A 20,147-nucleotide genomic window follows, 5' to 3' on the forward strand; every position below is an offset into this window, starting at 1 on the left:
CCGCACAGGCGGGCGGGAGCGGGCTGGGCGCGGCGGCCCGGCGGGTCGGCATGGGGTTCAGGCGGGCAGGGTAAGTTCGCGCCATGCCGGAACTCGTGTACCCGCCCGTGATCGCCGCCGCCAAGACGATGTTCCGGGTCCTCGACCTGAAGATCACGATTGAGGGCGCCCACCACGTGCCGCGTACGGGCGGGGCGGTGCTGGCCAGCAACCACGTCAGCTACCTCGACTTCATCTTCTGCGGGCTGGGCGCGAACCCGGCGAAGCGGCTGGTGCGGTTCATGGCCAAGAAGTCCGTCTTCACGCACAAGGTGTCCGGCCCGCTGATGCGGGGCATGCGGCACATCCCGGTGGACCGGCGGGCGGGCGCCGGGTCGTACGCGACGGCGGTCAGCGCGTTGAAGCGCGGTGAGGTGGTCGGCGTCTTCCCGGAGGCGACGATCAGCCGGTCGTTCACGGTCAAGTCGCTCAAGAGCGGGACGACCCGGATGGCGGCCGAGGCCGGTGTGCCGGTGCTGCCGGTCGCAATCTGGGGCACCCAGCGGCTCTGGACCAAGGGCCGACCGCGCACCCTGACCCGCCGGCACACCCCGATCACGATCCTGATCGGCGAGCCGATGGACCCGGCGGCCTACCCGGACGCCAACGCGATGACCGTCGACCTGAAGGAGCGGCTCACCGCGCTGGTCGACCGGGCTCAGCGGGAGTACCCCGACGCCCCTGCCGGCCCGGACGACACGTGGTGGCTCCCGGCGCACCTGGGCGGCACCGCGCCAAGCCTGGAGGAGGCCGCCGACCTGGAGGTCCGCCGCCGGGCCGCCGCGGTCGACCCCGACGCCTGACCGAGGGCCCCGATCGACCCGACGCCCGGGGGAAGGGCCGCCCGGGCATCGGGGGCGGCCGGATCGTTCCGCAGCGGGGCGGGATGGTGCCTGCCGCGGCGGCGCGTACCCGGCGAGGATTCAACCCATGAGCAGATCAGCACTCGTCGTCATCGACGTGCAGGAGTCCTTCCGCCGCCGCCCCAACTGGGCGTACGCCTCCAACCCCGACATCGTCGGCCGGGTCGACCGGCTCGTCGCCGCCGCCCGGGGACGCGGCGACCTGGTCGTCTGGGTCCTGCACGCCGAGCCGGGCACCGGCGGGGTCTTCGACCCGGCCAACGGGCACGTCTGCCTGATCGAGGGCCTGTCGCCCGCCCCGGGGGAGCCCACGCTGGTGAAGACGTCGCACAACGCCTTCACCACCACCAACCTCCAGCAGGTGCTGACGACGGCGGACGTCCGCGAGATCACCGTCTGCGGCATCCGTACGGAGCAGTGCGTCGAGACCACCGCCCGGGTCGGCTGCGACCTCGGCTACGAGGTGACCTTCGTGACGGAGGCGACGGTCACCTTCCCGACCCCGCACCGGGACCTGCCGGCCACGGCCACGTTGGAGGAGATCCTCGCCGACCCGCGCACCCTGTCGAGCGAGGAGATGACCGCCCGCACCGAGTACGCCCTCGCCGGCCGCTTCGCCACCATCCGCAGCGTGGCGGAACTGACCGGCGCGGCCCCGGCCGGCGCGCGGGCCTGAGCCGATGGCCCGGGTCGTCTTCCTGCTCGTCCCGCAGCTGCACCTGCTGGACCTCGCCGGCCCGGCCCAGGTCTTCTCCACCGCCGCCGACCTCGGGTACGACTACCGGCTGCACTACGTCGCCGACCGGGAGGTCGTGCCGACCGTGCAGGGCGTACCGCTGGTGGCCGGGCTCCGGTGGCCCGAGCTGACCCGCGACGACCTGGTGGTCGTACCCGGATGGCGGCTGCACGCGCACGGACCGCAGGGGCCGGTCGGGCCGGACGACCTACGGCGGCTGGCCGACCACCACGCCGGCGGCGGCACCGTCGCCAGCGTCTGCGCCGGCGCGTACGCCCTCGGCCGGGCCGGCCTGCTCGACGGACGCCGCTGCACCACCCACCACGACGTGCAGGACGAGCTGGCCCGCCGGTTCCCGTCGGCGCGGGTGGTCCGCGACGTGCTCTACGTGGTCGACGAGCGGGTGGTGACCTCCGCCGGCATCGCCAGCGGCATCGACGTGGCACTGCACCTGGTGGCCACCCGGCACGGGCCGGCGGTGGCGGCCCGGATCGCCCGCTCCCTGGTCCTGCACTCCCGGCGCAACGGTCACGAGCCGCAGGCCGGCGCCATGTTGCGGCACCGGTCCCACCTCTCCGACGCCGTGCACCGGGTGCAGGACCTGATCGACCGCCGGTTCGCCGAGCCGCTGCCGCTGGCCGACCTCGCCGCCGTCGGCGGGGTGGCCGAGCGGACGCTGACCCGACTGTTCCGGCGGGCCACCGGGCTGACCCCGCTCGGCTACCAGCAACTGCTGCGGGTGGAACGCGCCGAGCACCTCATCGGGCACGGAGCCACCGTGGAGGGGGCCGCCCGTACCGTCGGCTTCACCGATGCCCGGATGCTGCGCCGGCTGCGGGCCCGTGCCACCCGCGATCGAAGCGCCCCGGCCGGTAGTAGTCGTCCCGGGACTGGAACTCGACCGGCAGCGACCCGGGCAGGGTGATCCGGGTCTCGCCGGCGCCCGGCCCGCCCCCGGCCCGCACCACCAGCACGTCCCGCTCGGGCGGCGACAGGTCCACCAGTTCGGGGTGGGCCAGCCGGAACCCGGCCACCGCCCGGCGCACCTGGCGGGTCAGCCCGGTGATCTCCCCGGCGGGGCCGGTGAGGCCGAGGGCCGGCTGCTGGATGGTGCGCAGCGCGTCGCAGACCACCAGCAGGCGGGCGCGCTCACCGGGCCCCGCCGCCAGCAGCTCCAGCCGGGACGGCCACTGCCAGCGGATCTGACCGCTGATCAGACCCGGCAGCCGGACGCCCCGGCGGTGCCGCGCGCCGTCACCGACGCCGTCGACCAGGGCGAGCTGTGGCCCGCCGCCGACGTACGCGATCCGCCGGTCCGTGACGGTCACCGCCACCGGCTCGGGCAGCGTCCACCGCCGCCGTGCCTCCGTCGGGCCGAGCAGATGCCCCGACGCGTGCAGCCGGTGCCGGGCGAGCACCCGCTCACCGGCCTCGACGACCAGCTCGTGCCGCCGGTCCAGCGCCGGGGCCAGGTCGTCGTCCGCGTCGAAGCGGTGCGGGCCGATGAAGAAGGGGGACGCGTCATCGTGCATCGTCATGACCTCCGGTGCCGATGGCATCTCACCATGAGCGTCGCCGACCCCAGGCCGGCTGTCATGACGCCCGTTAGGGGGTCGGCCGGTCGTAGGAAGCCTGTGACCGATAGATGCCGATCTCCTCCGGCCGGACTAGGCCGTCCTCGATCGCCCGGGCGAGCAGTGCCGCCTTGGTGGCGGCCGGCCGCCCCGCTCGGGTGTACTTGATCCGCGCCCGGTCGACGTACTGCTTCACGGTGTGCTCGCTGATCCGCATCCGACGCGCCACCGACGCCTTCGACATCGACTGGAACCACAGCAGCAGCGCCTCGCGTTCCTTGTCGGACAGGGCGGGCCGGTCCGGGCGGGGGTCACCCACGATCGCCCCGGCGAGCGCCGGCGGCACGTACGGGCGGTCGCTGGCGGCGGCCAGCACGGTGGCCACGCAGTGTTCCCGCCCCTCGTGCTTGGCCAGGAACGCGACCGCCCCGGCGTCCAGGGCGGCGAGGATCGTCTGCGGGTCGGTGTGCTCCGAGTAGACCACCACCCGCCGGCCGGCCGCGCTCAGCTCGGCGAGCTTGTCCAGGGCCATCCGCCCGTGCAGCCGCAGGTCGAGCAGGACCACGTCGGCGTCGGGGGCGGCCCGCAGCACCGCGTCCGGGTCGTCGCCGGTCGCCAGGACCCGCAGCCGGGGCTCGGCGGCCAGCCAGACGCGGACCCCCTCGATGACGACCGGGTGATCGTCGACGATCGCCACGCCGACCGGCCGACCGGCGGTCACCCCCGCCACCGCGTCTGCGCCCATCTGATCTCCCCGTCCCGCTCGTAGAGGTACTCCACCCGCCCGTCGTCGCCCGGCGGTCCGGCGGTGTCGGGACCGGCCCGGTCGGGCGTGACCAGGCTGACCACCACCTCGTCGGGTCCGGCGACCACGGTCAGCCGGGCCCAGCCCCGGGCGTCGGCCAGGAGCGCGGTGAGCGGGTCGGCCAGCCGGCGGCGCACCTGCACCGGCAGGGGCGGCGGGTCGCCGATCGTCACCAGGTCGATCGGCAGCCCGTTGCGGTCCGCCAGGTCGGCGGCGGCCCGCAGCTCGTGCAGCAGCGGGTCGGGCACGTCGTCGGACTCGGCGATGAGCCGGCGCAGCCGGGCGGCGGCCAGCACCGCCCGCCGCTGCACGTCCGGGTCGGCCGGGTCCGCCCGACCGTCGGCCAGCTCCGCGAGCACCTCCTCGGCGGCGCCGCTGACCAGCGTCAGGCGGGCGCGCCGCTCCTGCCGGGCCCGTTCGGCGGCGTCCCGCTCGGCCGCCGCCGCGTGGGCGTCCGCCGCCGCGCCGGCCCGCTGCCGGGCCAGCCTCGCGATCGCCGTGCCGCCCACGAAGACCGCCACCTGAAGGGTCGACGTGGCGTAGACGGACATGGCGTACCGGGCCAGGTCGGCGGGGGCGGTCGCGCCGTGACCGAGCACCCCGGCCAGCGCGATCAGCGCGTGCACGCCCAGCGCCGCGATCAGCCCGTGGGCCCGCCGCCCCCACAGCACCATGACGAAGAACCAGCCGAGCGTGCCCCACACCCAGTTCGCGGCGGTGAAGAGGTGCCGCTCACCGGCCGCCGTGACAACCACCGCGTCGACCACCAGCAGCAGCGCGGCCAGCGGCCAGGCCGGCAGGGCGGCGCCGCGCAGCAGCCGGAGGCCGGCCAGCACCCCGACCGCCGCCACGAGCAGCCAGCCGGCGAGGACCACCGCCGGCGCGGCCAGCTCCGCCCACGCGCCCAGCACCGCGGGCAGCGCGATCGCCGTGTGCCAGGCCAGCGCGATGACCACCGTCACGATCCGGGCGCCGCCGTCGGAGGCAGCGGCCACCGCCGCCGCCGGGTCCACCGGGGACCGGCCCTCGTCCGGCGTACGCGCCGCCGGCACCGGGGCGGTCGTCGTCTCAGTCGACACCGGACCACTCCAACCGGATCCGGGTACCGGCGCCGGGGCGCGAGTCGATCTGGACGCGCCCACCGACGGAGGACATCCGGCCACTTACCGACTCGCGTAGCCCGTACCGGTGCGCGGGAACGGCCGCCGGGTCGAAACCCGGACCGTCGTCGGCGAGCTCGACCACGACGGTGTCGGCGACCCGGCTCAGCCGCAGCGCGGCGGACGCGCCCGGCGCGTGCCGGACCACGTTGGACAGCGCCGCGTACGTGCTCTCCGCGAGTGCCTCCGCGACCGGGGCGGGCACGACGCACGGCGCCAGCTCGGTGGTGACCGGCAGTTCCGGCAGCCGGGCGCGCACCGCCCGCAGCCGCTCGTCCAGCGGCACCCGACCCGCGGCGGGAGTCGACCGCGCGTCGGCCAGCGCGGTGAGGGTACGCAGGTCGGCGGCGCACCGCTCGCGCAGCGCGGCGGACGGGCCGGCGACCGCGCCCAGCCCCACCATGGTCAGCGTGGCCAGCACCGTGTCGTGCAGGTCCCGGTTCTGCCGCCGCTCCGCGTCCCGCGCGGTCCGGGCGACCAGCGACTCCCGGGTGAGCCGCTGGTGCGCCACGAAGGCGTCGTCGGCCCGACCGATCCGCCGCCGCATGATGGCGGTGATCAGCGCGCCGCAGGCCGTCTGCACCAGCAGCGTCACCGCGTGCGCGACGGCCTCGTCGGGCTGGCCGGCGGCGTGCGCGCCGGTCGCGTACGCCGCCGTCACCAGCAGCCCGGCCGGAACCGACCACCCGATGGAGGCGTTGGCCTGCGCGTTGAGGACGGTGGTGCTGGCCAGCACCGCGATCCAGCTCACCTCGCCGGGGAGCACCTCCGGGGCGACCAGCACCGGCATCGCCAGACAGGCGGCGGCGGTCAGCGCCACGTCGCCGAGCACCATCGGGCGGCCGATGCCGTGGCGCAGCGCGCGGAACGCGTACCAGACCGACCAGGCGGTCAGGGCAGCGACAGCCGGAAACAGCAGCGCCGGTTCGACGGGCGCACTGCGCACCGACAGGGCGACCACCGCGCCGGCCAGGCCGCAGGCCAGGCGCAGCAACGCCGGCAGGCGGGTGAAGATGAGGGTGAACGCGCCACCGGCCGGGTTGTCCAGCGCGGTCGGCGACGTGGTCGGGGCGGCAACGGCCGGCATCGGGAAAGAGGGTCCTTCTGCGACAACGACCCGATCCGGGCCAAAACGGGGGATCGACGCCGGAGAATAGCACGAGCAGCCGTCCGCGATCACCCTCGGTGCGCGCCGTGTCGCCGTTCGGTCAGCTCTTCCCGGAACCCTCGACAGGACGCTGACCTGCCCACCCGCCCCTGCGGGCGCCCGGTCAGTTGATCGGGAGGACCTTCGCCCCGCCGCCGGCGATCGACCGGGTCAGCTTCTTCCCGCTGGACCAGTACCAGCAGCGCACCCCCCGGTCGCCGCGCGCCCATGCCTCCTCGGACGGGAACCGGTACGTGCTGCCCGTGCGGTAACGGAGCATCCCGTCGACCGGCACCTTCGCGTAGCGGGCGATCACCGGCCGGCACTTCGCGTGCACGGCGTCCTCGTCCTTCGTCGCGTCCTCGTACGACACGTCGGGCGCGGTCCAGACGCCCACGTACTCGAAGCGGTGGACCTTCGTGCACGGCACCGCCAGCAGGTTCGACCACTCGTCCTCCTCGGCGCAGCCGTACCGCAGCGGGGTGGCCGCCTTCAGCGCGCCCCGCAGGCTGCCCGCCCGGTTGACGGGCGCGTCGACGTCGCCGTTACCGCCGTTCACCAGGTAGAGCTCGAACAGGTCGCACCGGTACCACCGGCTGCCTCCCGTCCAGCCGGCGGGCGACGTGGGCGCCACCTGCACCGACAGCCGGGCGTCGCGCCACTCGCCGCCGACGAACTCCTTGGCCTTGGCGTCGCACTCGGCGAACGCGGACCGCATCGCCGCCGACCCGACGCGGGGCGGGATCGGGCGGGCGGCCAGGTCACCGGTGAACGTGCCGATGTGGAACGTCTCGACGAGGTGCGCCTTCGCGCAGTCGACCGGCTGGTGGCTGGTGAGGTAGGCGGTCGGCTCGGCGACGACGTGGCACTCGCCGGCCTGCGGCGCGAACTGGCGGGCCTCGGCCACGGGCCGCCAGTCGTCGGTCAGGTCCCCGTCGGTGCCGGCCGGCGTGCCGCACCCGCTCACCGCCGCCGCGACCAGCGCGGCCGAAGCCGTGACGCCCAGCCAGCGTCGCATGTGGTCCTCCCCGCGCCCCGTGACAACCGGCGCAGCATATGGCACCCGGCGCGGAGCCGGGTGCCCGAGTCGCCAGGCGATCGTGGTGACGGGCGCGGGCTCGGGCTGCGGCATCGCGAAGTCGATCAGGTGGTCGCCCTGCCCGACCGCCATCGGGACGGTGCTGTGCCCGCGCGGTTGGACGCCACTGAGGAGCCGCCGACTTTGGACGGTGGTGCTACCTTCGCGCCGTCGCCGTTCTCACCGCCGTCGGGAGCCCACCGTGACGAAAAGGTACGTCGGTCTGCTCGCCCTCGTCGCCGTGACGGCGTGCCTCGCCGTGGTCGGCACCCTCGGCGGCTGGTTCCTGGCCGGCCGAGGCGACTCCGGGCGGGCCGACCCGACGCCATCCGCGCGGGACGCGGCCACCACCGGCGCCGTCGGCGGCCCGTCGACGGGCTCCCCGGCTGCCGGCGCGTCGCCGGGCGCCGGTGCGTCGCCGACGAAGGAGCAGCCCGCCGGCCGGACGTATCAGCTCGACCGGTCGGTCTACAGCCAGTCGGGCCTGACGGTCACGCTGGTCAGCGCGGCAACCACCGGCGGCAAGCTGCGGCTGAACCTGACGTACCGCAACGGCTCGCCGGTGCCGTGGCCGGTGAGCTGCCCGACCGCCGAGGTCGACCGGACCTCCTCCGAGATCGTCCTGCCGGACGGCCGGACGGTGCGTCCCGAGTCCACCTGGTGCACCACCACGCGGCCCGACGAGTCCTTCAGCATCGCGCCGGGGGAGCGGGTGGAGAGCTGGGCCGTGTTCCCGGTGGTGCCGGAGACCGGGTCGTCCTTCGAGCTGACCTGGTACGACTTCCCGACCCTCGACGTCCGGCTCCGCTGACCGTCCCGGCAAAACGGACACGGCCGGCACGGGCACTGTGAGTTCAGTGTCCGTGCCGGCCTGCAGGTGACGCGTCCGGTCACCCTGTCCGCCGACGGTGGCTCACCAGGCCGAACGCGCTGCCTGGAGTGCCGCCGTACGGGTCAGGCCTGAGTCTCCCTGCGGCGCAGCCGGCTGGCGCCGACCATGAGAGCGCCCGCGGCCAGCAGGCCGCCGCCCAGCGAGAGGGCCTGGGTGGAGCTGACGCCGGTGACCGGCAGGTGGGGCTTGCCGTCCTTGTCCTTGTCCCAACCGCCCTTGTCCTTGTCCCAGCTGTCCTTGTCCTTGTCCCAGCCGCCCTTGTCCTTGTCGTGCTTGCGGGGGTCGTACTTGCCGTGCCGGATGCAGACGGTGACGGTGACCGGGTCGGAGGTCACGGTCTCGCTGCCGAACTTGCCGGTCGCCCGGGCGGTGTTGACCACCTTGCCCTTCTTGACGTCAGCCGCGGTCACCACGTGCGGGTTGACGGCGTGGCAGTCGGTGCTCGTACCCGGTGCCAGGGTGGTGTTGTTGCAGACCACCGGTCCGGCGGTCGGGTCGTTGACCGCGACGTTGGTGATGGTGACGGTGCCGGTGTTGGCCACCCGGTAGGTGTAGAAGATCTTGTCGCCCTTGGCCGCGAAGCCGTCCTTCTCACACTTGTCGTGGCACTTCGACTCGACCCGGGCCTTCTTGTCGATCGACAGGCTGGCCTGCGCCTCCTGGGTGGTCACGGTGAAGGTGGCCTCGTTGGACGTCACCGGCCGCTCGCTGAACGAGCCGGTCGCCTGGGCGATGTTGACGATCTTGCCGTTGGCCACGTCGGCCTTGGTGACGGTGTACGTGCCGGTGCAGGTGGTGCTGGCCCCCGGCGCGAGCGAGGTGGCCTGGCAGGTGATGCCGGTGACCGTGTTGTCGTTGACGGTGATGCCGGTGATCGGGTTGACCGTGCCGGTGCTCTGGTTCGTCACCGTGTACGTGTAGGTGACCTTGTCACCGGCCTGGAGACCGCTGGTCGGTGTGCCGGTCTTGGTCAGCCCCAGCTTCACGTTCACGGTCGTGACGGTGAACGAGGCATTGTTGGACGGCACCTGCTGCTGGCCGAAGGATCCGATCGCCTGGGCGGTGTTCACGACCTTGCCGTTGGTCACGTCGGTCGCTGTGATGGTGTACGTGCCGGTGCAGGTGGTGCTCGCCCCCGGCGCCAGCGAGGTGGCCTGGCAGGTGATGCCGGTGACCGTGTTGTCGTTGACGGTGATGCCGGTGATCGGGTTGACCGTGCCGGTGCTCTGGTTCGTCACCGTGTACGTGTAGGTGACCTCGTCGCCGGCCTGGAGACCGCTGGCCGGTGTGCCGGTCTTGGTCAGGGTCAGCCTCGGGTTCACCTCGGGGCTCGAAGCGGCGCACGTGTGGGTGAGCACGAAGAAGTCGGCGGTGCCGGAAATGACCGCCGAGGCGCCGGTCAACGTCCAACCAGCCGGGAGCCTGATCCAGGCCTTGCTGGTGCCCAAGTTGTTGACGATGGCGCTGTTGGGGTCTGTCGGGATCGTCCGGGTGACGGCGCCGCCAGGCGTGCTGAACGTCGCCGTGATCGACAGGAAATCGCCGCTGGTCTGCTGGTTGCCCGGCAGGTTGAACACCCAGACGTCCTCGTTGGCGAAGGGCCCGCCGCCCAGGTTGGGGTCGCAGTTCTGAGTGGCCTGGGCCGCCGTCGTCGGCACGTTGCCTGGATTGATGTTGATGGTCTCCGCCGCCAGGGCCGGCGAGCCGCCCAGCAGCAGGGCACCGGCCAGCATCGCGAAGGCGGCCAGCCGGGCGCAGAGGCGGGCGGGTCCGTTCGTGATAGAGGTTCTGCTCATGTAAATCCCCCGTGCGTTGATCGTTGACAACGGTGGCAACGAGGGGTAGAGGCATCCGTCACGTCGGACCAGAAAGAATCCCCCGCTAGGGGTACTGCCACGCCAACCCGGGAGGCTCACCTTTTATCCGGCCGGGGATATCCCCGGCCGGATGGTGCAAGATGAGTGATCAGTCGCGCACCCGCACGACGCAGTAGGTGGTGCCGGGGGTCGCCGGGACGGACAACCGCGCGTTGACCGCGTACAGGCTCGAGCCGAAGGAAACCACAGCCGACGGCTCATCGAGGTCGCGGTCACGGATCACGTCGACCGGCATGGCCCGCGTCAGCCGCTCGTTGAGGCGGAACTTGGCGATCACATTGTTCCGGTTGCGCACCACATACAGCGTGCGCCCCTTGAGCAGGAGACCATCGGCATTGGACACCGATACGCCGCCCGTGCTGATCTGGGCGGCCATGCCCGCGCGGGGATCGAAGCAGTAGAGCCGGCCGGTCCTGGCCTGCACGACGATGAGCTTGCCCGCCCAGGCGGCGACGATGCCGGTGTTACAGGCGGTGGGGTCACCGAGCCCACCCGGCAACGGCAGCGTGCGTACTCCCGACTGTTTGGGCAGCGAGCCACGGCGGCCGAACTCGACGCAGTAGATCCTGGCCTTCTCCGAGTCGGTGAAGAAAACGGCCTTGCTCGTTGCGGTCACGCCGTCGATGAACCCGCCACCGAAGTCGTACGTCGCCAGGCATTCGCCGGTCGACTCACGGTAGACGGCCGCGCCGCCCATGTTGCCGCAGGCCGCCCAGATCCGCCCTCGTTCGACGTCCAGACCCGTCGCCTGGGTGCCGGACACGGGCGGCACGAGGAGCTTCCCCTTGCCGGTGCGCAGGTCGGCACACCAGATGCATCCGTCGGCCATGGAGCTGACGTAGATCTTCGTGCCGGTTCCCCGGGCGATCCCCTCCGGGCAGAACCCGTTCGGCAGGTTGATCACTGAGGGATACCGGCCGTGCCCGTGGTGGGCCGAGGCCGGAGCCGCGGCGATGGCGGCCCCGATGGGCGCGGCGACGGCTGCGGCCAAGAGCGTTCGTCTGTGCACTGTCGTGCCCCTTCCGATAGGCGAACACCTATATGGGACCTGTGGATCAAGCGCCGGGGCCACTCCGCCGTTGCTCGACAGGTGACCGGACCGGACGGAGGCGCGTGCCAGACCCGCCGATCGCCGCCGCCGGAGGAACCAGCGAGCCAAGGATCCAAGGAGACGGCCCGAGCGGGTGATGGCACCGCGACCGCAGGGTCCTTGGCCATGTCGGTGACCCGGTCAGGTAGTGCCGCTTTCGCGGCAAACCGGGCTCGCTCGCACCACGGATAGCTCCACGGGAGCCGTCCGGCTGAGAGAAGTACCTGTGCGCCCGGCAGGATTCGAACCTGCGGCCTTGGGATTAGAAGTCCCCTGCTCTATCCGCTGAGCTACGGGCGCGCGCGTGCGTGTCGCGCGAGAAGGGTACCGCCGCCCACCGGGTGACCGGTGGAACGGGTGGTCGCGTCTCACGTCGCCCAAGAGGGTCGCATGCGCCTCCGGTGCCGGTCACCCCTGTTCCGGCGTCCGCGCGGCTCGGGACCGGCGGGTCGTACCCTCGGCTGGTGCTGCTTGACCCGGAGACCGAAAACGACGTCGCGTACGAGTTGTGTCAACTGCTCGGCCGCGCGATCCTGCCCATCCGCCGGACCGAGGCCGGGGCGGGGGACGGCGACCGGGGCGAGGGCACCGCGTTCCTCTTCACCGGGCAGGGGCGCGAGTACCTGCTGACCGCCGACGCGCTCACCCGGTCCGGGGCGGGGGAGATCGGGCTGCGGGCGAGCGTGACCGAGCCGGCCGGGGTGGCCGCCGACGCCGTCGCCCTGCCCGACCTCGCCGACGGGTGGCGGCACCACGAGGAGGTCGGCGTCGCCGTCCTGCCCACCGGCGGCCTGCACGAGCACGCCGCCGGAGCGGGCTGGCGGTGGCGTACCCAGCAGGTGCCGGATCCGATCGCGGCCGATCGGGACGCGATCGCCCGGATCGGCGTGGAGCCGGGTTCCGCCGTGGTGCTCGCCCACGGCGTCGGCGCGGGCGGCGCCCGGCCGCTGGAGGTCGCGATCGAGCGGGTGGCGCGCGTGGGCGACGCCGTCCGGCTCATGGCGGAACTGCCGGCCGGCTACGTGGGGGCGCCGGTGTTCGGCGTGCAGGCCGGCGGCGACGGCGAGGTGGGGCTGCGGTGCCTGGGCCTGGTGCTGCCGGCCCGCGACGGCGGCCACCCGCTGGCCACCTTCGACCGCATCCGGGCGGCCGTCGACGCGACGTGAGGCCGGCGACGCGCGGCGTGGCTGGCGGCGGTTTGGCGACCTGCGCTCAGCCGCCCTGCGCGGGGGCACCAGCCGGGTCGGCGTCGTCCGCCGGCAGCCGGCTCGCCGGTGGGCGCTCCCCGGCGCGGACCGTCGGCCCGGCGTCGAAGAACGCGTCGGCCCAGCGCCCGACCTCCTGGAAGACCTTCTCCCGTACGGCGGTGCCGGAGAGCGTGAGGTCGTGCATCCCGCCGTCGAAGCGCGCCACGGTGACGTGCCGGCCGAGGCGGGGCGCCCAGCGCACCATGTGCTCGACGTCCAGGACCGCGTCGGCGAGGGCCGCCGACTCGTGCCACTTCGTGCCCTTGAACGAGCGGGTCGAGCAGGCCAGCAGCACCGGCACCTGGATGTCCAGGCCGGCGCGCAGCTGCCGCTGGGCGGTGCGGACGGCGTTCAGCCAGCCGGCCCGGACGGGGAATCCGGCCAGCGGCTTCCAGGTCAGGTCGTAGTTCCACTCGCCGTGGTGCTCCGCGTGGATGCTCTCGCTGTAGACCGTGCCCAGCCCGAACGGCAGCACCCGGCGCGGCGCCCGGCGGCCCAGCCGGCCGACGGCGGCGGCGAGCGGTCGGCGCACCAGCCACGGCGCGTTGATGTCGAAGAAGGGGCTGTTCAGGAAGAGGCCGTCGATGATCCCGGCGTCGCGGCGGGCGTGCGCCCAGAGCGGCATGATCAGCCCACCGGTGGAGTGGCCCATCGCGAGCAGCGTGTCGTGCCCGTCGTCCTCGCGGATGATGCGCGCGGCGGCGTCCAGCTCGGGGAAGTAGTCGCTGAGGTCGCGGCAGAAGTTCGGCGTCTGGTGGGGCCGCAGGCTGCGTCCGTACTTGCGCAGGTCGAGGGCGTAGAAGTCCCAGCCCCGCTCGGCGAAGAAGTCACCGAGGTGGCCCTGGAAGAAGTAGTCGGTGAAGCCGTGCACGTAGAGCACGGCCCGCCCCGTCGGGCGGTCGGCCCGGCGACGGACCAGGGTGGCGACCACCGGTCCCTCGTCGTCGCTGCCCAGGTCGATCGTCTGCCGCTCGTACGGCGGGCCCAGCACGTCCGGTTCCACGACCGCGACGGTACGCCGGGAAGCTACCGGGCGGTAGCCCTGGGTGCCGCCCGGCCCCGCCCGCCCGCACCCGGCGGACGGGGCCTCAGGCGTACGCGTCAGACGGTCTCGGCCTCGGCGCGGGCCGGGTCGGTGTCGGGCTCGACCTCGGCGACCGGCGGGGGCACGTCGCGCAGGTGCTTGTTGTGCCGCGGCTCCTGCTTCGTCTTCGAGTCGTTGAGCCGCCGCCGCAGGTCGTCCCGGACGTCGTTGAGCGCGGCGTGCAGGTCCTCCTCGGCGGAGGTGGTGACGATCTTCTGGCGACCGGCGATCCAGCACTCCAGGGTGACCTTCTGGCCCCTGGCCTCCCGGTCCTTGACCGACACCTCCAGCTCGGTGGCGTCGGCGTGGAACCCGGCCAGCCGGGAGTCGAGCGTGGCGAACTGCTCCGCGATCCAGTTCCGGTCGCCCTGGGAGAACCCCGCGCCGACCCGCAGGCACTCCGCCACGGTGGCCGGGTTGGCGACGGCGCTCATCGCCGCACCTCGCCGGAGACGATGGCGGCTGCGGTGCTGGTCATCTTCATGATCGCTGACCTCTCGTTCGTCGTGCTGTCGGCGGTGCGGTTGATCGAATCCATACCCCGCCGGGCTCCGTCCGGAACGTGACATGTCGCCCCGCCCGTGGCGGCGCCGGAAGCGTGGCCCCGCCTCCCGATCATCGAGCCGGTCGGGCGGGCTTCCCAGGGTCGCCCGGCCCTAGCACACCGGGACCTTGATCAGGTCTTTGTCCACAGGCGGTCCGGTTGTCCACAGGCCGGGGCGCGGTGCTGGCGGCGCCCGCGCCGAGGGCCCAGGCTCGGCACCGAGTCGACTCGCGATGGCAAGCCCGATCTCCCCCTGGAGGGACGATGTTCGACACCTACGTCACGATCGTGGGCAACGTGCTGACCGCGCCGGAGTGGCGTCGCACCACCCAGAGCAACACCCTGGTGGCCAACTTCAAGGTCGCCTCGACCGCCCGCCGGCTCGACCGCGACAGCGGGCGCTGGGTCGACGGCAACAGCCTGCGCGTCCGGGTCAACTGCTGGCGCAAGCTCGCCGAGGGGGTGGCCGCCTCGGTGATGGTCGGCGACCCGGTGGTGGTCTGCGGCCGGCTCTACACCCGCGACTGGACGGACGACGCCGGCAACCACCGCTCGCTCTACGAGCTGGAGGCGGTTGCCGTCGGCCACGACCTGTCGCGGGGCCGCAGCCGGTTCCAGCGCAACCGGCCGACGATGACGACCAGCACCGTCGAGGACACCGAGGCCGAGCACCGGGTGCACGGTGAGGCGACCGAGCCGGTGCCCGACGAGGAGGCCCCGGTCCTGCCGGACCGCCGTCCGCTCGACGACGACTTCGAGCCCGACTTCGGCGCGTACCCGGCCCGCCGCGGCCTGCCGGCCGACCCCGCCGCCGACGGCTCGCTCGACCCCTTCGACGACCCGGCGGACGACCCCCACGGCGGGGAGCCCGACGGGCCGGAGCCGGAGGCCGACGGCCCGGCGCCGGTGACCGACCCACCGGAGGACGCCCCGGGTGCCCGCGATGGTCGGGACGACGTGGCCGTGGGGGAGTCGGGCCCGTCGTCCGAGGCGGCCGAGGCGGGCGTCTCGCCGGCCGGCCGTGGCCGCCGGGGCCGGGGGCGGGTGCCGCAGCCCGCGTGACCGGTCGCGGGCGGCACGACGGGGGCGGGGTGGCGTCGGCAGCACCGGCGTCACCCCGCGTGCCGCCGGGCGACGCGCGTCGACCTGATCGGCGGTACGGGCCACGGGCGGGTCGGGGAGGCGCCCCTGGCCCGGCCGGCGGTACAGCGGGGCCGGCCCGGACTTTATAGGATGTCGAATTGACATCCGACGATTCCAAAGAAGGTTGTCGATGAGATTGATGGCGGGGTTCGTGGCGCTGGCGTGCCTGGCGGCCTGCCAGTCAGCTCCCGAAGTAGCCACCTCCGACGGGTCGGACCCGATCGTCACGACCAGCGCGGCACCGACCTCGATCACGCTGCCGGCCGAGACCTTCGAACTGTCGTGGCGCCAGCTCGACCAGCATCTCAGCCGGGACGGGCGGTTCGCGGCGAAGCACGTCGACGAATGGGTCGTGGTCACTCGCGACGGCAAGGAGTTCGGCCGGTTCGGCACCGCTGTCGACCGGATCATCGGCATGGACTTCTCACCCGACGGGCACTATCTCGCCGTAGCCCATCCCGACACGGTCATCGCCTACGACCTGACGACCAAGCGGCCGAAGGCGCTGTTCACGCCACCCCTGGAGAGCATCCGCTTCTCGGCGGACAGCACTCACCTCGTCGGCCGGGAGCACTACCAGAAGGTCCGCAACGGTCGCCTCGTGGTGATCGACATCGCGACGGGGAAGTGGGTCGCCTCGCCGGTGCCGCCGCAGATAGAGGTGTCCAACGACCCAGGCTCCTACTGGTACTCGGGATCGCTCGCCGTCTTCGACCAGGGAAGGCAGGCCGTTGCCGCAGGCAGCGACGGGTTCCTGCACTGGGCGGTGGAGAGCCAGCAACTCACCTGGGTGCCGTGCGGATGTGGGGCGGACACCGGCGCGGTGGACCGGGCCGGAAGCCGGGTGGCGCTGGTCATTCCGGACAACAGGTTGACGCTGTGGGACGTGGCCAGCCGGCGCGAGCAGCGGGTCTGGGCGCTGCCTGAGCGACCGCCGCTGAACGGGGACCATCAGTTGAGGTACTTCGGGGTAGAGCCGCACTTCACGGAGGACGGGAAATGGCTGCTTCTCGACGGCGGCGAGGGCGGGCAGGTCTGGTCGATACCCGACGGCGTCCGCGTGACAGTGCCGCCGCGCAGCAGGAACTGACGCCGAAGCAACGGGTGCTGCAATCCCTCAGCAGGGGCTGGTGGTTCGTGGTGGCCGGGACCGTCACGGCGGTCATCGGGGGAGTGGTGGGCTTCTTCGTGCCGAAGGCGCTGGACCCGCAGCGGCCGATCGCCGTCAACGTGGTGAGCAACCCGGCCACCGTGGCGGCCTGGGGAAACGACACGTTCTCGGTCGTCCTGCCCGCGGACGCGCGTCCCGCCACGCCGCCTCCGCTCACCTGCGGCTCGATCCTGGACTGGGCGCACGGCAACGGCGGGGTGGACCAGGAGGCCACCCGGGTACGCCTCGTGGTGCAGGGCGCGTCCGACAAGGGGGTGCTCATCGACGGGATGCGCGCACGACCGATCCGGCGGACGGCGACCCCGGACCCGGGCGGCATCTCACTGGCCTGCGGTGGCCCGCAGGGCGTCGCCACGCCGCGGCGGATCGCCATGGACCTGGACAGGGCGGAACCGTCGGCCGAGTACGCCACCAAGGTCGACGGCCGGCTGCCGCTGTTCGGATTCACCCTGCAGAAAGGGGAGACCGAGGTCTTCGAGCTGACCGCCACCACGAAGGGCACCGTCGAGTGGGTGATCGTCCTCGACCTCGTCGTGGACGGGAAGGCGCAGAGCGTCGAGGTCACCAACCACGGCCAGTCGTTCCGCACCACCGGCTTCGTCAGCCCGCGCGGATATCGGGTCATGGCCGGGGCGGACCATTGGGTGGGCTGCGCGGGAACTCCACCCACCTGCGGCGGCAAGCCCGTCTCGCCAGCTGACTTCCGCTACTCCTGACCGGTCCCTGTCCCGTCCACGGGCAACGGCCCGGGCGGCGCGCGGTCACCCCGCCGGCGGCACGGGTCGCGGACGTGCCGGAGGCCGGCCTGGCGCTCGGCTAGGCTGGCCGGCCGGAGGTGGTGACGGGTGCGACAGGCGACGCCGGTGGCGACCGCGGCGGGACTGGTCGCGGGGTACGCCCTCGACGCGCTCCTCGGAGACCCCCGCCGGTACCACCCCGTGGCCGGCTTCGGTCGCGCCGCCGGGGCACTGGAGCGGCGGACGTACCGCCCGGACCGGCTTGCCGGAGCGGCGTTCACCGCGCTGGCGGTCGGCGCGCCGGTGCTGCTCGGCGTGGCCGCCACGGTCGCCACCCGGCGCCGGCCGGTGGCCCGGGCCGTCCTGGTCGCCGCCGGCACCTGGACGGTGCTGGGCGGCCGCACGCTGCGGCACGAGGCCACCGTCATGGGGCGTGCGCTGCGCGCCGGCGACCTCCCGGCCGCCCGGCAGCGGCTCGGCCACCTCTGCGGCCGGGACCCGTCCGCGCTCGACGAGCCCGAACTGGCCCGCGCCACCGTGGAGTCGCTCGCCGAGAACACCTCGGACGCGGTCGTCGCCCCGCTGCTGTGGGGCGCCGTCGCGGGGCTGCCCGGCCTGCTCGGGTACCGCGCGGCGAACACCCTCGACGCGATGGTGGGCCACCGCTCGCCGCGGTACGCCCGGTTCGGCACCCCCGCCGCCCGCCTCGACGACCTGCTCAACCTGGTGCCCGCGCGGCTGACGGGCCTGCTCACCGTCGCGGTCGCGCCGACCGCGCACGGCGACCGGGACCGGGCGTGGCGCGTGTGGCGCCGGGACCGCAACGACCACCCCAGCCCGAACGCCGGGCAGTGCGAGGCGGCGATGGCCGGCGCCCTCGGCGTACGGCTGGGCGGGCGCAACGTCTACTTCGGGCGCTCCGAGGTACGCCCGTTCCTCGGCGACGGCCCCCGTCCCGAGGCGCGGCACCTCAAGCGGGCCGCCCGGATCTCGGGCGCGGTCGGGCTGGCCGCGCTCGGGCTGGCCGCCACGTACCCGCTGACCCTCGGCCGGCTGGTGGGCGCCGCCGGCCGTCGGGCCGCGCAGCGGAGCGTCGCCGCCGGGCGGGAGGGGCGCCGGTGAGCGGTGGCCTGCTGGTCGCCGGCACCACCTCCGACGCCGGCAAGAGCGTGCTCACCGCCGGCATCTGCCGCTGGCTGCACCGCCGGGGCGTGAAGGTGGCGCCGTTCAAGGCGCAGAACATGTCCAACAACTCCGCCGTCGTCGTCGGCCCGGACGGCCGGGGCGGCGAGATCGGGCGGGCGCAGGCGATGCAGGCCGCCGCCTGCGGACTCGCCCCCGACCTGCGGTTCAACCCGGTGCTGCTCAAGCCGGGCAGCGACCTGGCCAGCCAGGTGGTGCTGCTCGGCGAGGCCGTCGACACGGTCACCGCGGGCAACTTCCGCGAGCTGCGGCCCCGGCTCGCCGAGACGGCGTACGCGGCGCTCGCCGAGCTGCGGGCCGCGTACGACGTGGTGATCTGCGAGGGTGCTGGCAGCCCCGCGGAGATCAACCTGCGGGCCGGCGACTACGTGAACATGGGCCTGGCCCGGCACGCCGGCCTGCCCGCGATCGTGGTCGGCGACATCGACCGGGGCGGGGTCTTCGCCTCGATGTTCGGCACCCTCGCCCTGCTGGACCCGGCCGACCAGGCGCTGATCGCCGGCTTCGTGATCAACAAGTTCCGGGGCGACCTCGGCCTCCTCCGGCCGGGGCTGGACATGCTGCGCCAGGTCACCGGCCGGCCGACGTACGGGGTGCTGCCCTGGGCGCTCGACCTCTGGCTCGACGCGGAGGACTCGCTCGCGTACGGCCGGGTGCTCGGCCGACCGGCGGCCCCGCGCGGCACCGACTGGCTGGACGTGGCCGTGGTCCGGCTGCCCCGGATCAGCAACGCCACCGACGTCGAGGCGCTCGCCACCGAGCCGGGCGTGCGGGTCCGGCTGACCGTCGAGCCGGCCGAACTGGCCGCCGCCGACCTCGTCGTGCTGCCCGGCTCGAAGTCGACCGTGGCCGACCTGGCCTGGCTGCGGCAGACCGGCCTGGCCGACGCCGTCCTGGCGCACGCGGCGGCCGGCAAGCCGCTGCTCGGCATCTGCGGCGGCTTCCAGATGCTGGCCCGGGCGATCCACGACCCGGTGGAGAGCCGGCAGGGCAGCGCACCGGGGCTGGGCCTGCTGCCGATCGAGGTCACCTTCGACCCGCGCAAGACCGTCCGGCAGTCGGTCGGCACCGCCCGCGGCGACGTCCCGGTCCACGGCTACGAGATCCACCACGGGTACGTCTCACATGCCGATCCGGCGCTGACCCCGCTGCTGACCTGCGCGGACGGCAGCGGCGAGGGCGCCGTGGTCGGTGCCGTGCACGGCACCCACTGGCACGGCGCCTTCGAGTCCGACGGGTTCCGCCGCCGGTTCCTGACCGAGGTGGCCCGGCTCGCCGGCCGCACCGGTTTCACGGTGGCCCCCGACACCGCCTTCGCCGCCGCCCGCGAGCGCTCCCTGGACCTGCTCGGCGACCTGGTCGAGGAGCACCTCGACACCGACGCTCTCTGGCGCCTCGTCGAGTCCGGCCCGCCCGCCGGCCTCCCCTTCATCCCACCCGGAGCCCCGGAAACCCCCTGACCGAACCCCAGGAATCCCCGACCCGAGGTCGGAGTGCGGTGTGCCCACCACGGCGGCCTCGCGGACCCCCGGGTGCGCCCCACCACCCCCGCCCTGCCAACCCCCACCCCCACCCGCACCCGCACCCCGCCCGCCCTCGCACCCCCCCGTGCCACGTCTCGCGGGGGTGATCAAGAAGTTTGCGTCCTGTGGAGGCTCGAATCAGGGCGCAAACCTCTTGATCATCGCCTGGGCTGCGGGCTGCGGGCTGCGGGCTGCGGGCTGCGGGCTGCGGGCTGCGGGCTGCGGGGCGGGGTG

19 protein-coding genes and 1 tRNA gene are annotated in these 20,147 nt (G+C 73.8%); 10 read left to right on the plus strand and 10 right to left on the minus strand.

What is annotated here, in order from left to right:
• The first annotated feature begins 83 nt into the window (after positions 1–83).
• From ACLQ20_RS29035 to ACLQ20_RS29045, 3 genes are all read left to right on the plus strand, one after another.
• A complete protein-coding gene (locus tag ACLQ20_RS29035; protein ID WP_151455994.1) occupies positions 84–842 on the plus strand; it encodes a lysophospholipid acyltransferase family protein in 759 nt (252 codons plus the stop codon).
• A gap of 127 nt (positions 843–969) precedes the next feature.
• A complete protein-coding gene (locus ACLQ20_RS29040; RefSeq protein ID WP_425858170.1) occupies positions 970–1,578 on the plus strand; it encodes an isochorismatase family protein in 609 nt (202 codons plus the stop codon).
• A gap of 4 nt (positions 1,579–1,582) precedes the next feature.
• Positions 1,583–2,563 (plus strand): GlxA family transcriptional regulator, encoded by a 981-nt coding sequence (locus tag ACLQ20_RS29045; RefSeq protein WP_151455996.1) that lies wholly within the window; start codon positions 1,583–1,585, stop codon positions 2,561–2,563.
• Here the strand turns inward: ACLQ20_RS29045 and ACLQ20_RS29050 are convergent.
• From ACLQ20_RS29050 to ACLQ20_RS29070, 5 genes are all read right to left on the minus strand, one after another.
• Positions 2,445–3,170, minus strand: coding sequence for a hypothetical protein (locus ACLQ20_RS29050; RefSeq protein WP_151456004.1), 726 nt, complete (start codon positions 3,168–3,170; stop codon positions 2,445–2,447). The genes ACLQ20_RS29045 and ACLQ20_RS29050 overlap by 119 nt on opposite strands.
• A 73-nt stretch (positions 3,171–3,243) precedes the next feature.
• Entirely contained in the window at positions 3,244–3,957 is a 714-nt protein-coding gene (locus ACLQ20_RS29055) for a response regulator transcription factor (protein WP_151455997.1), read from the minus strand.
• Entirely contained in the window at positions 3,930–5,096 is a 1,167-nt protein-coding gene (locus ACLQ20_RS29060; RefSeq protein WP_370518970.1) for a hypothetical protein, read from the minus strand. Before ACLQ20_RS29060 ends, ACLQ20_RS29055 begins: the two co-directional genes overlap by 28 nt.
• Positions 5,086–6,264: a sensor histidine kinase gene (locus tag ACLQ20_RS29065; protein WP_151455998.1), complete on the minus strand. Its 1,179-nt coding sequence runs from the start codon at positions 6,262–6,264 to the stop codon at positions 5,086–5,088. The genes ACLQ20_RS29060 and ACLQ20_RS29065 overlap by 11 nt, the downstream gene beginning before the upstream one ends.
• Before the next feature lie 184 nt (positions 6,265–6,448).
• On the minus strand, positions 6,449–7,342 hold the full coding sequence (locus ACLQ20_RS29070; protein ID WP_151455999.1) for a septum formation family protein: 894 nt from the start codon (positions 7,340–7,342) through the stop codon (positions 6,449–6,451).
• Positions 7,343–7,604: 262 nt separating this feature from the next.
• On the opposite strand from ACLQ20_RS29070, the gene ACLQ20_RS29075 reads away from it, so the two are divergent.
• Positions 7,605–8,213 carry a hypothetical protein gene (locus ACLQ20_RS29075; RefSeq protein WP_151456000.1) on the plus strand — a complete coding sequence of 203 codons (609 nt, stop codon included), beginning with the start codon at positions 7,605–7,607 and terminating at the stop codon, positions 8,211–8,213.
• A gap of 143 nt (positions 8,214–8,356) precedes the next feature.
• Here ACLQ20_RS29075 and ACLQ20_RS29080 read toward each other — a convergent pair whose 3' ends face one another.
• The 3 genes from ACLQ20_RS29080 to ACLQ20_RS29090 all read right to left on the minus strand — a co-directional run bounded on the left by ACLQ20_RS29080 (position 8,357) and on the right by ACLQ20_RS29090 (position 11,561).
• Complete coding sequence (locus ACLQ20_RS29080; RefSeq protein ID WP_425858172.1) at positions 8,357–10,090, minus strand: DUF7507 domain-containing protein; 1,734 nt, start codon at positions 10,088–10,090, stop codon at positions 8,357–8,359.
• Positions 10,091–10,259: 169 nt separating this feature from the next.
• Positions 10,260–11,075: a superoxide dismutase gene (locus ACLQ20_RS29085; protein WP_151456002.1), complete on the minus strand. Its 816-nt coding sequence runs from the start codon at positions 11,073–11,075 to the stop codon at positions 10,260–10,262.
• Positions 11,076–11,488: 413 nt separating this feature from the next.
• Positions 11,489–11,561, minus strand: a tRNA-Arg gene (locus ACLQ20_RS29090).
• A gap of 164 nt (positions 11,562–11,725) precedes the next feature.
• Between ACLQ20_RS29090 and ACLQ20_RS29095 the strand changes: the two genes are divergently transcribed.
• Positions 11,726–12,427 carry a hypothetical protein gene (locus ACLQ20_RS29095; protein ID WP_425858174.1) on the plus strand — a complete coding sequence of 234 codons (702 nt, stop codon included), beginning with the start codon at positions 11,726–11,728 and terminating at the stop codon, positions 12,425–12,427.
• A 46-nt stretch (positions 12,428–12,473) separates the two neighbouring features.
• Here the strand turns inward: ACLQ20_RS29095 and ACLQ20_RS29100 are convergent, their stop codons facing one another.
• Positions 12,474–13,511: an alpha/beta hydrolase gene (locus ACLQ20_RS29100; RefSeq protein WP_192581488.1), complete on the minus strand. Its 1,038-nt coding sequence runs from the start codon at positions 13,509–13,511 to the stop codon at positions 12,474–12,476.
• Between the two features lie 98 nt (positions 13,512–13,609).
• On the minus strand, positions 13,610–14,026 hold the full coding sequence (locus ACLQ20_RS29105) for an HPF/RaiA family ribosome-associated protein (RefSeq protein WP_132239353.1): 417 nt from the start codon (positions 14,024–14,026) through the stop codon (positions 13,610–13,612).
• Between the two features lie 374 nt (positions 14,027–14,400).
• On the opposite strand from ACLQ20_RS29105, the gene ssb reads away from it, so the two are divergent.
• The 5 genes from ssb to ACLQ20_RS29130 all read left to right on the plus strand — a co-directional run bounded on the left by ssb (position 14,401) and on the right by ACLQ20_RS29130 (position 19,850).
• Positions 14,401–15,198 carry a single-stranded DNA-binding protein gene (ssb, locus tag ACLQ20_RS29110; protein WP_425858175.1) on the plus strand — a complete coding sequence of 266 codons (798 nt, stop codon included), beginning with the start codon at positions 14,401–14,403 and terminating at the stop codon, positions 15,196–15,198.
• Positions 15,199–15,409: 211 nt separating this feature from the next.
• On the plus strand, positions 15,410–16,369 hold the full coding sequence (locus ACLQ20_RS29115) for a WD40 repeat domain-containing protein (protein ID WP_425858176.1): 960 nt from the start codon (positions 15,410–15,412) through the stop codon (positions 16,367–16,369).
• A gap of 14 nt (positions 16,370–16,383) precedes the next feature.
• The gene (locus ACLQ20_RS29120) at positions 16,384–17,166 is read left to right on the plus strand and encodes a hypothetical protein (protein WP_425858177.1); all 783 of its coding nucleotides are present in this window, start codon (positions 16,384–16,386) and stop codon (positions 17,164–17,166) included.
• 129 nt (positions 17,167–17,295) lie between these two features.
• A complete protein-coding gene (locus tag ACLQ20_RS29125) occupies positions 17,296–18,309 on the plus strand; it encodes a cobalamin biosynthesis protein (protein ID WP_151457555.1) in 1,014 nt (337 codons plus the stop codon).
• The gene (locus ACLQ20_RS29130; protein ID WP_425858178.1) at positions 18,306–19,850 is read left to right on the plus strand and encodes a cobyric acid synthase; all 1,545 of its coding nucleotides are present in this window, start codon (positions 18,306–18,308) and stop codon (positions 19,848–19,850) included. Before ACLQ20_RS29125 ends, ACLQ20_RS29130 begins: the two co-directional genes overlap by 4 nt.
• Positions 19,851–20,147 lie beyond the last annotated feature (297 nt).

Origin of the sequence: Micromonospora sp. DT46, assembly GCF_049841735.1 — a bacterium.
In the GTDB taxonomy this organism is placed as follows: domain Bacteria; phylum Actinomycetota; class Actinomycetes; order Mycobacteriales; family Micromonosporaceae; genus Micromonospora; species Micromonospora reichwaldensis.

Bases quoted from the DNA above. Each gene is read 5' to 3' on its own strand.
- ACLQ20_RS29035 (WP_151455994.1), top strand. From the start codon at position 84: ATGCCGGAACTCGTGTACCCGCCCGTGATCGCCGCCGCCAAGACGATG.
- ACLQ20_RS29040 (WP_425858170.1), top strand. From the start codon at position 970: ATGAGCAGATCAGCACTCGTCGTCATCGACGTGCAGGAGTCCTTCCGC.
- ACLQ20_RS29045 (WP_151455996.1), top strand. From the start codon at position 1,583: ATGGCCCGGGTCGTCTTCCTGCTCGTCCCGCAGCTGCACCTGCTGGAC.
- ACLQ20_RS29050 (WP_151456004.1), bottom strand. From the start codon at position 3,170: ATGCACGATGACGCGTCCCCCTTCTTCATCGGCCCGCACCGCTTCGAC.
- ACLQ20_RS29055 (WP_151455997.1), bottom strand. From the start codon at position 3,957: ATGGGCGCAGACGCGGTGGCGGGGGTGACCGCCGGTCGGCCGGTCGGC.
- ACLQ20_RS29065 (WP_151455998.1), bottom strand. From the start codon at position 6,264: ATGCCGGCCGTTGCCGCCCCGACCACGTCGCCGACCGCGCTGGACAAC.
- ACLQ20_RS29070 (WP_151455999.1), bottom strand. From the start codon at position 7,342: ATGCGACGCTGGCTGGGCGTCACGGCTTCGGCCGCGCTGGTCGCGGCG.
- ACLQ20_RS29080 (WP_425858172.1), bottom strand. From the start codon at position 10,090: ATGAGCAGAACCTCTATCACGAACGGACCCGCCCGCCTCTGCGCCCGG.
- ACLQ20_RS29105 (WP_132239353.1), bottom strand. From the start codon at position 14,026: ATGAGCGCCGTCGCCAACCCGGCCACCGTGGCGGAGTGCCTGCGGGTC.
- ssb (WP_425858175.1), top strand. From the start codon at position 14,401: ATGTTCGACACCTACGTCACGATCGTGGGCAACGTGCTGACCGCGCCG.
- ACLQ20_RS29115 (WP_425858176.1), top strand. From the start codon at position 15,410: ATGAGATTGATGGCGGGGTTCGTGGCGCTGGCGTGCCTGGCGGCCTGC.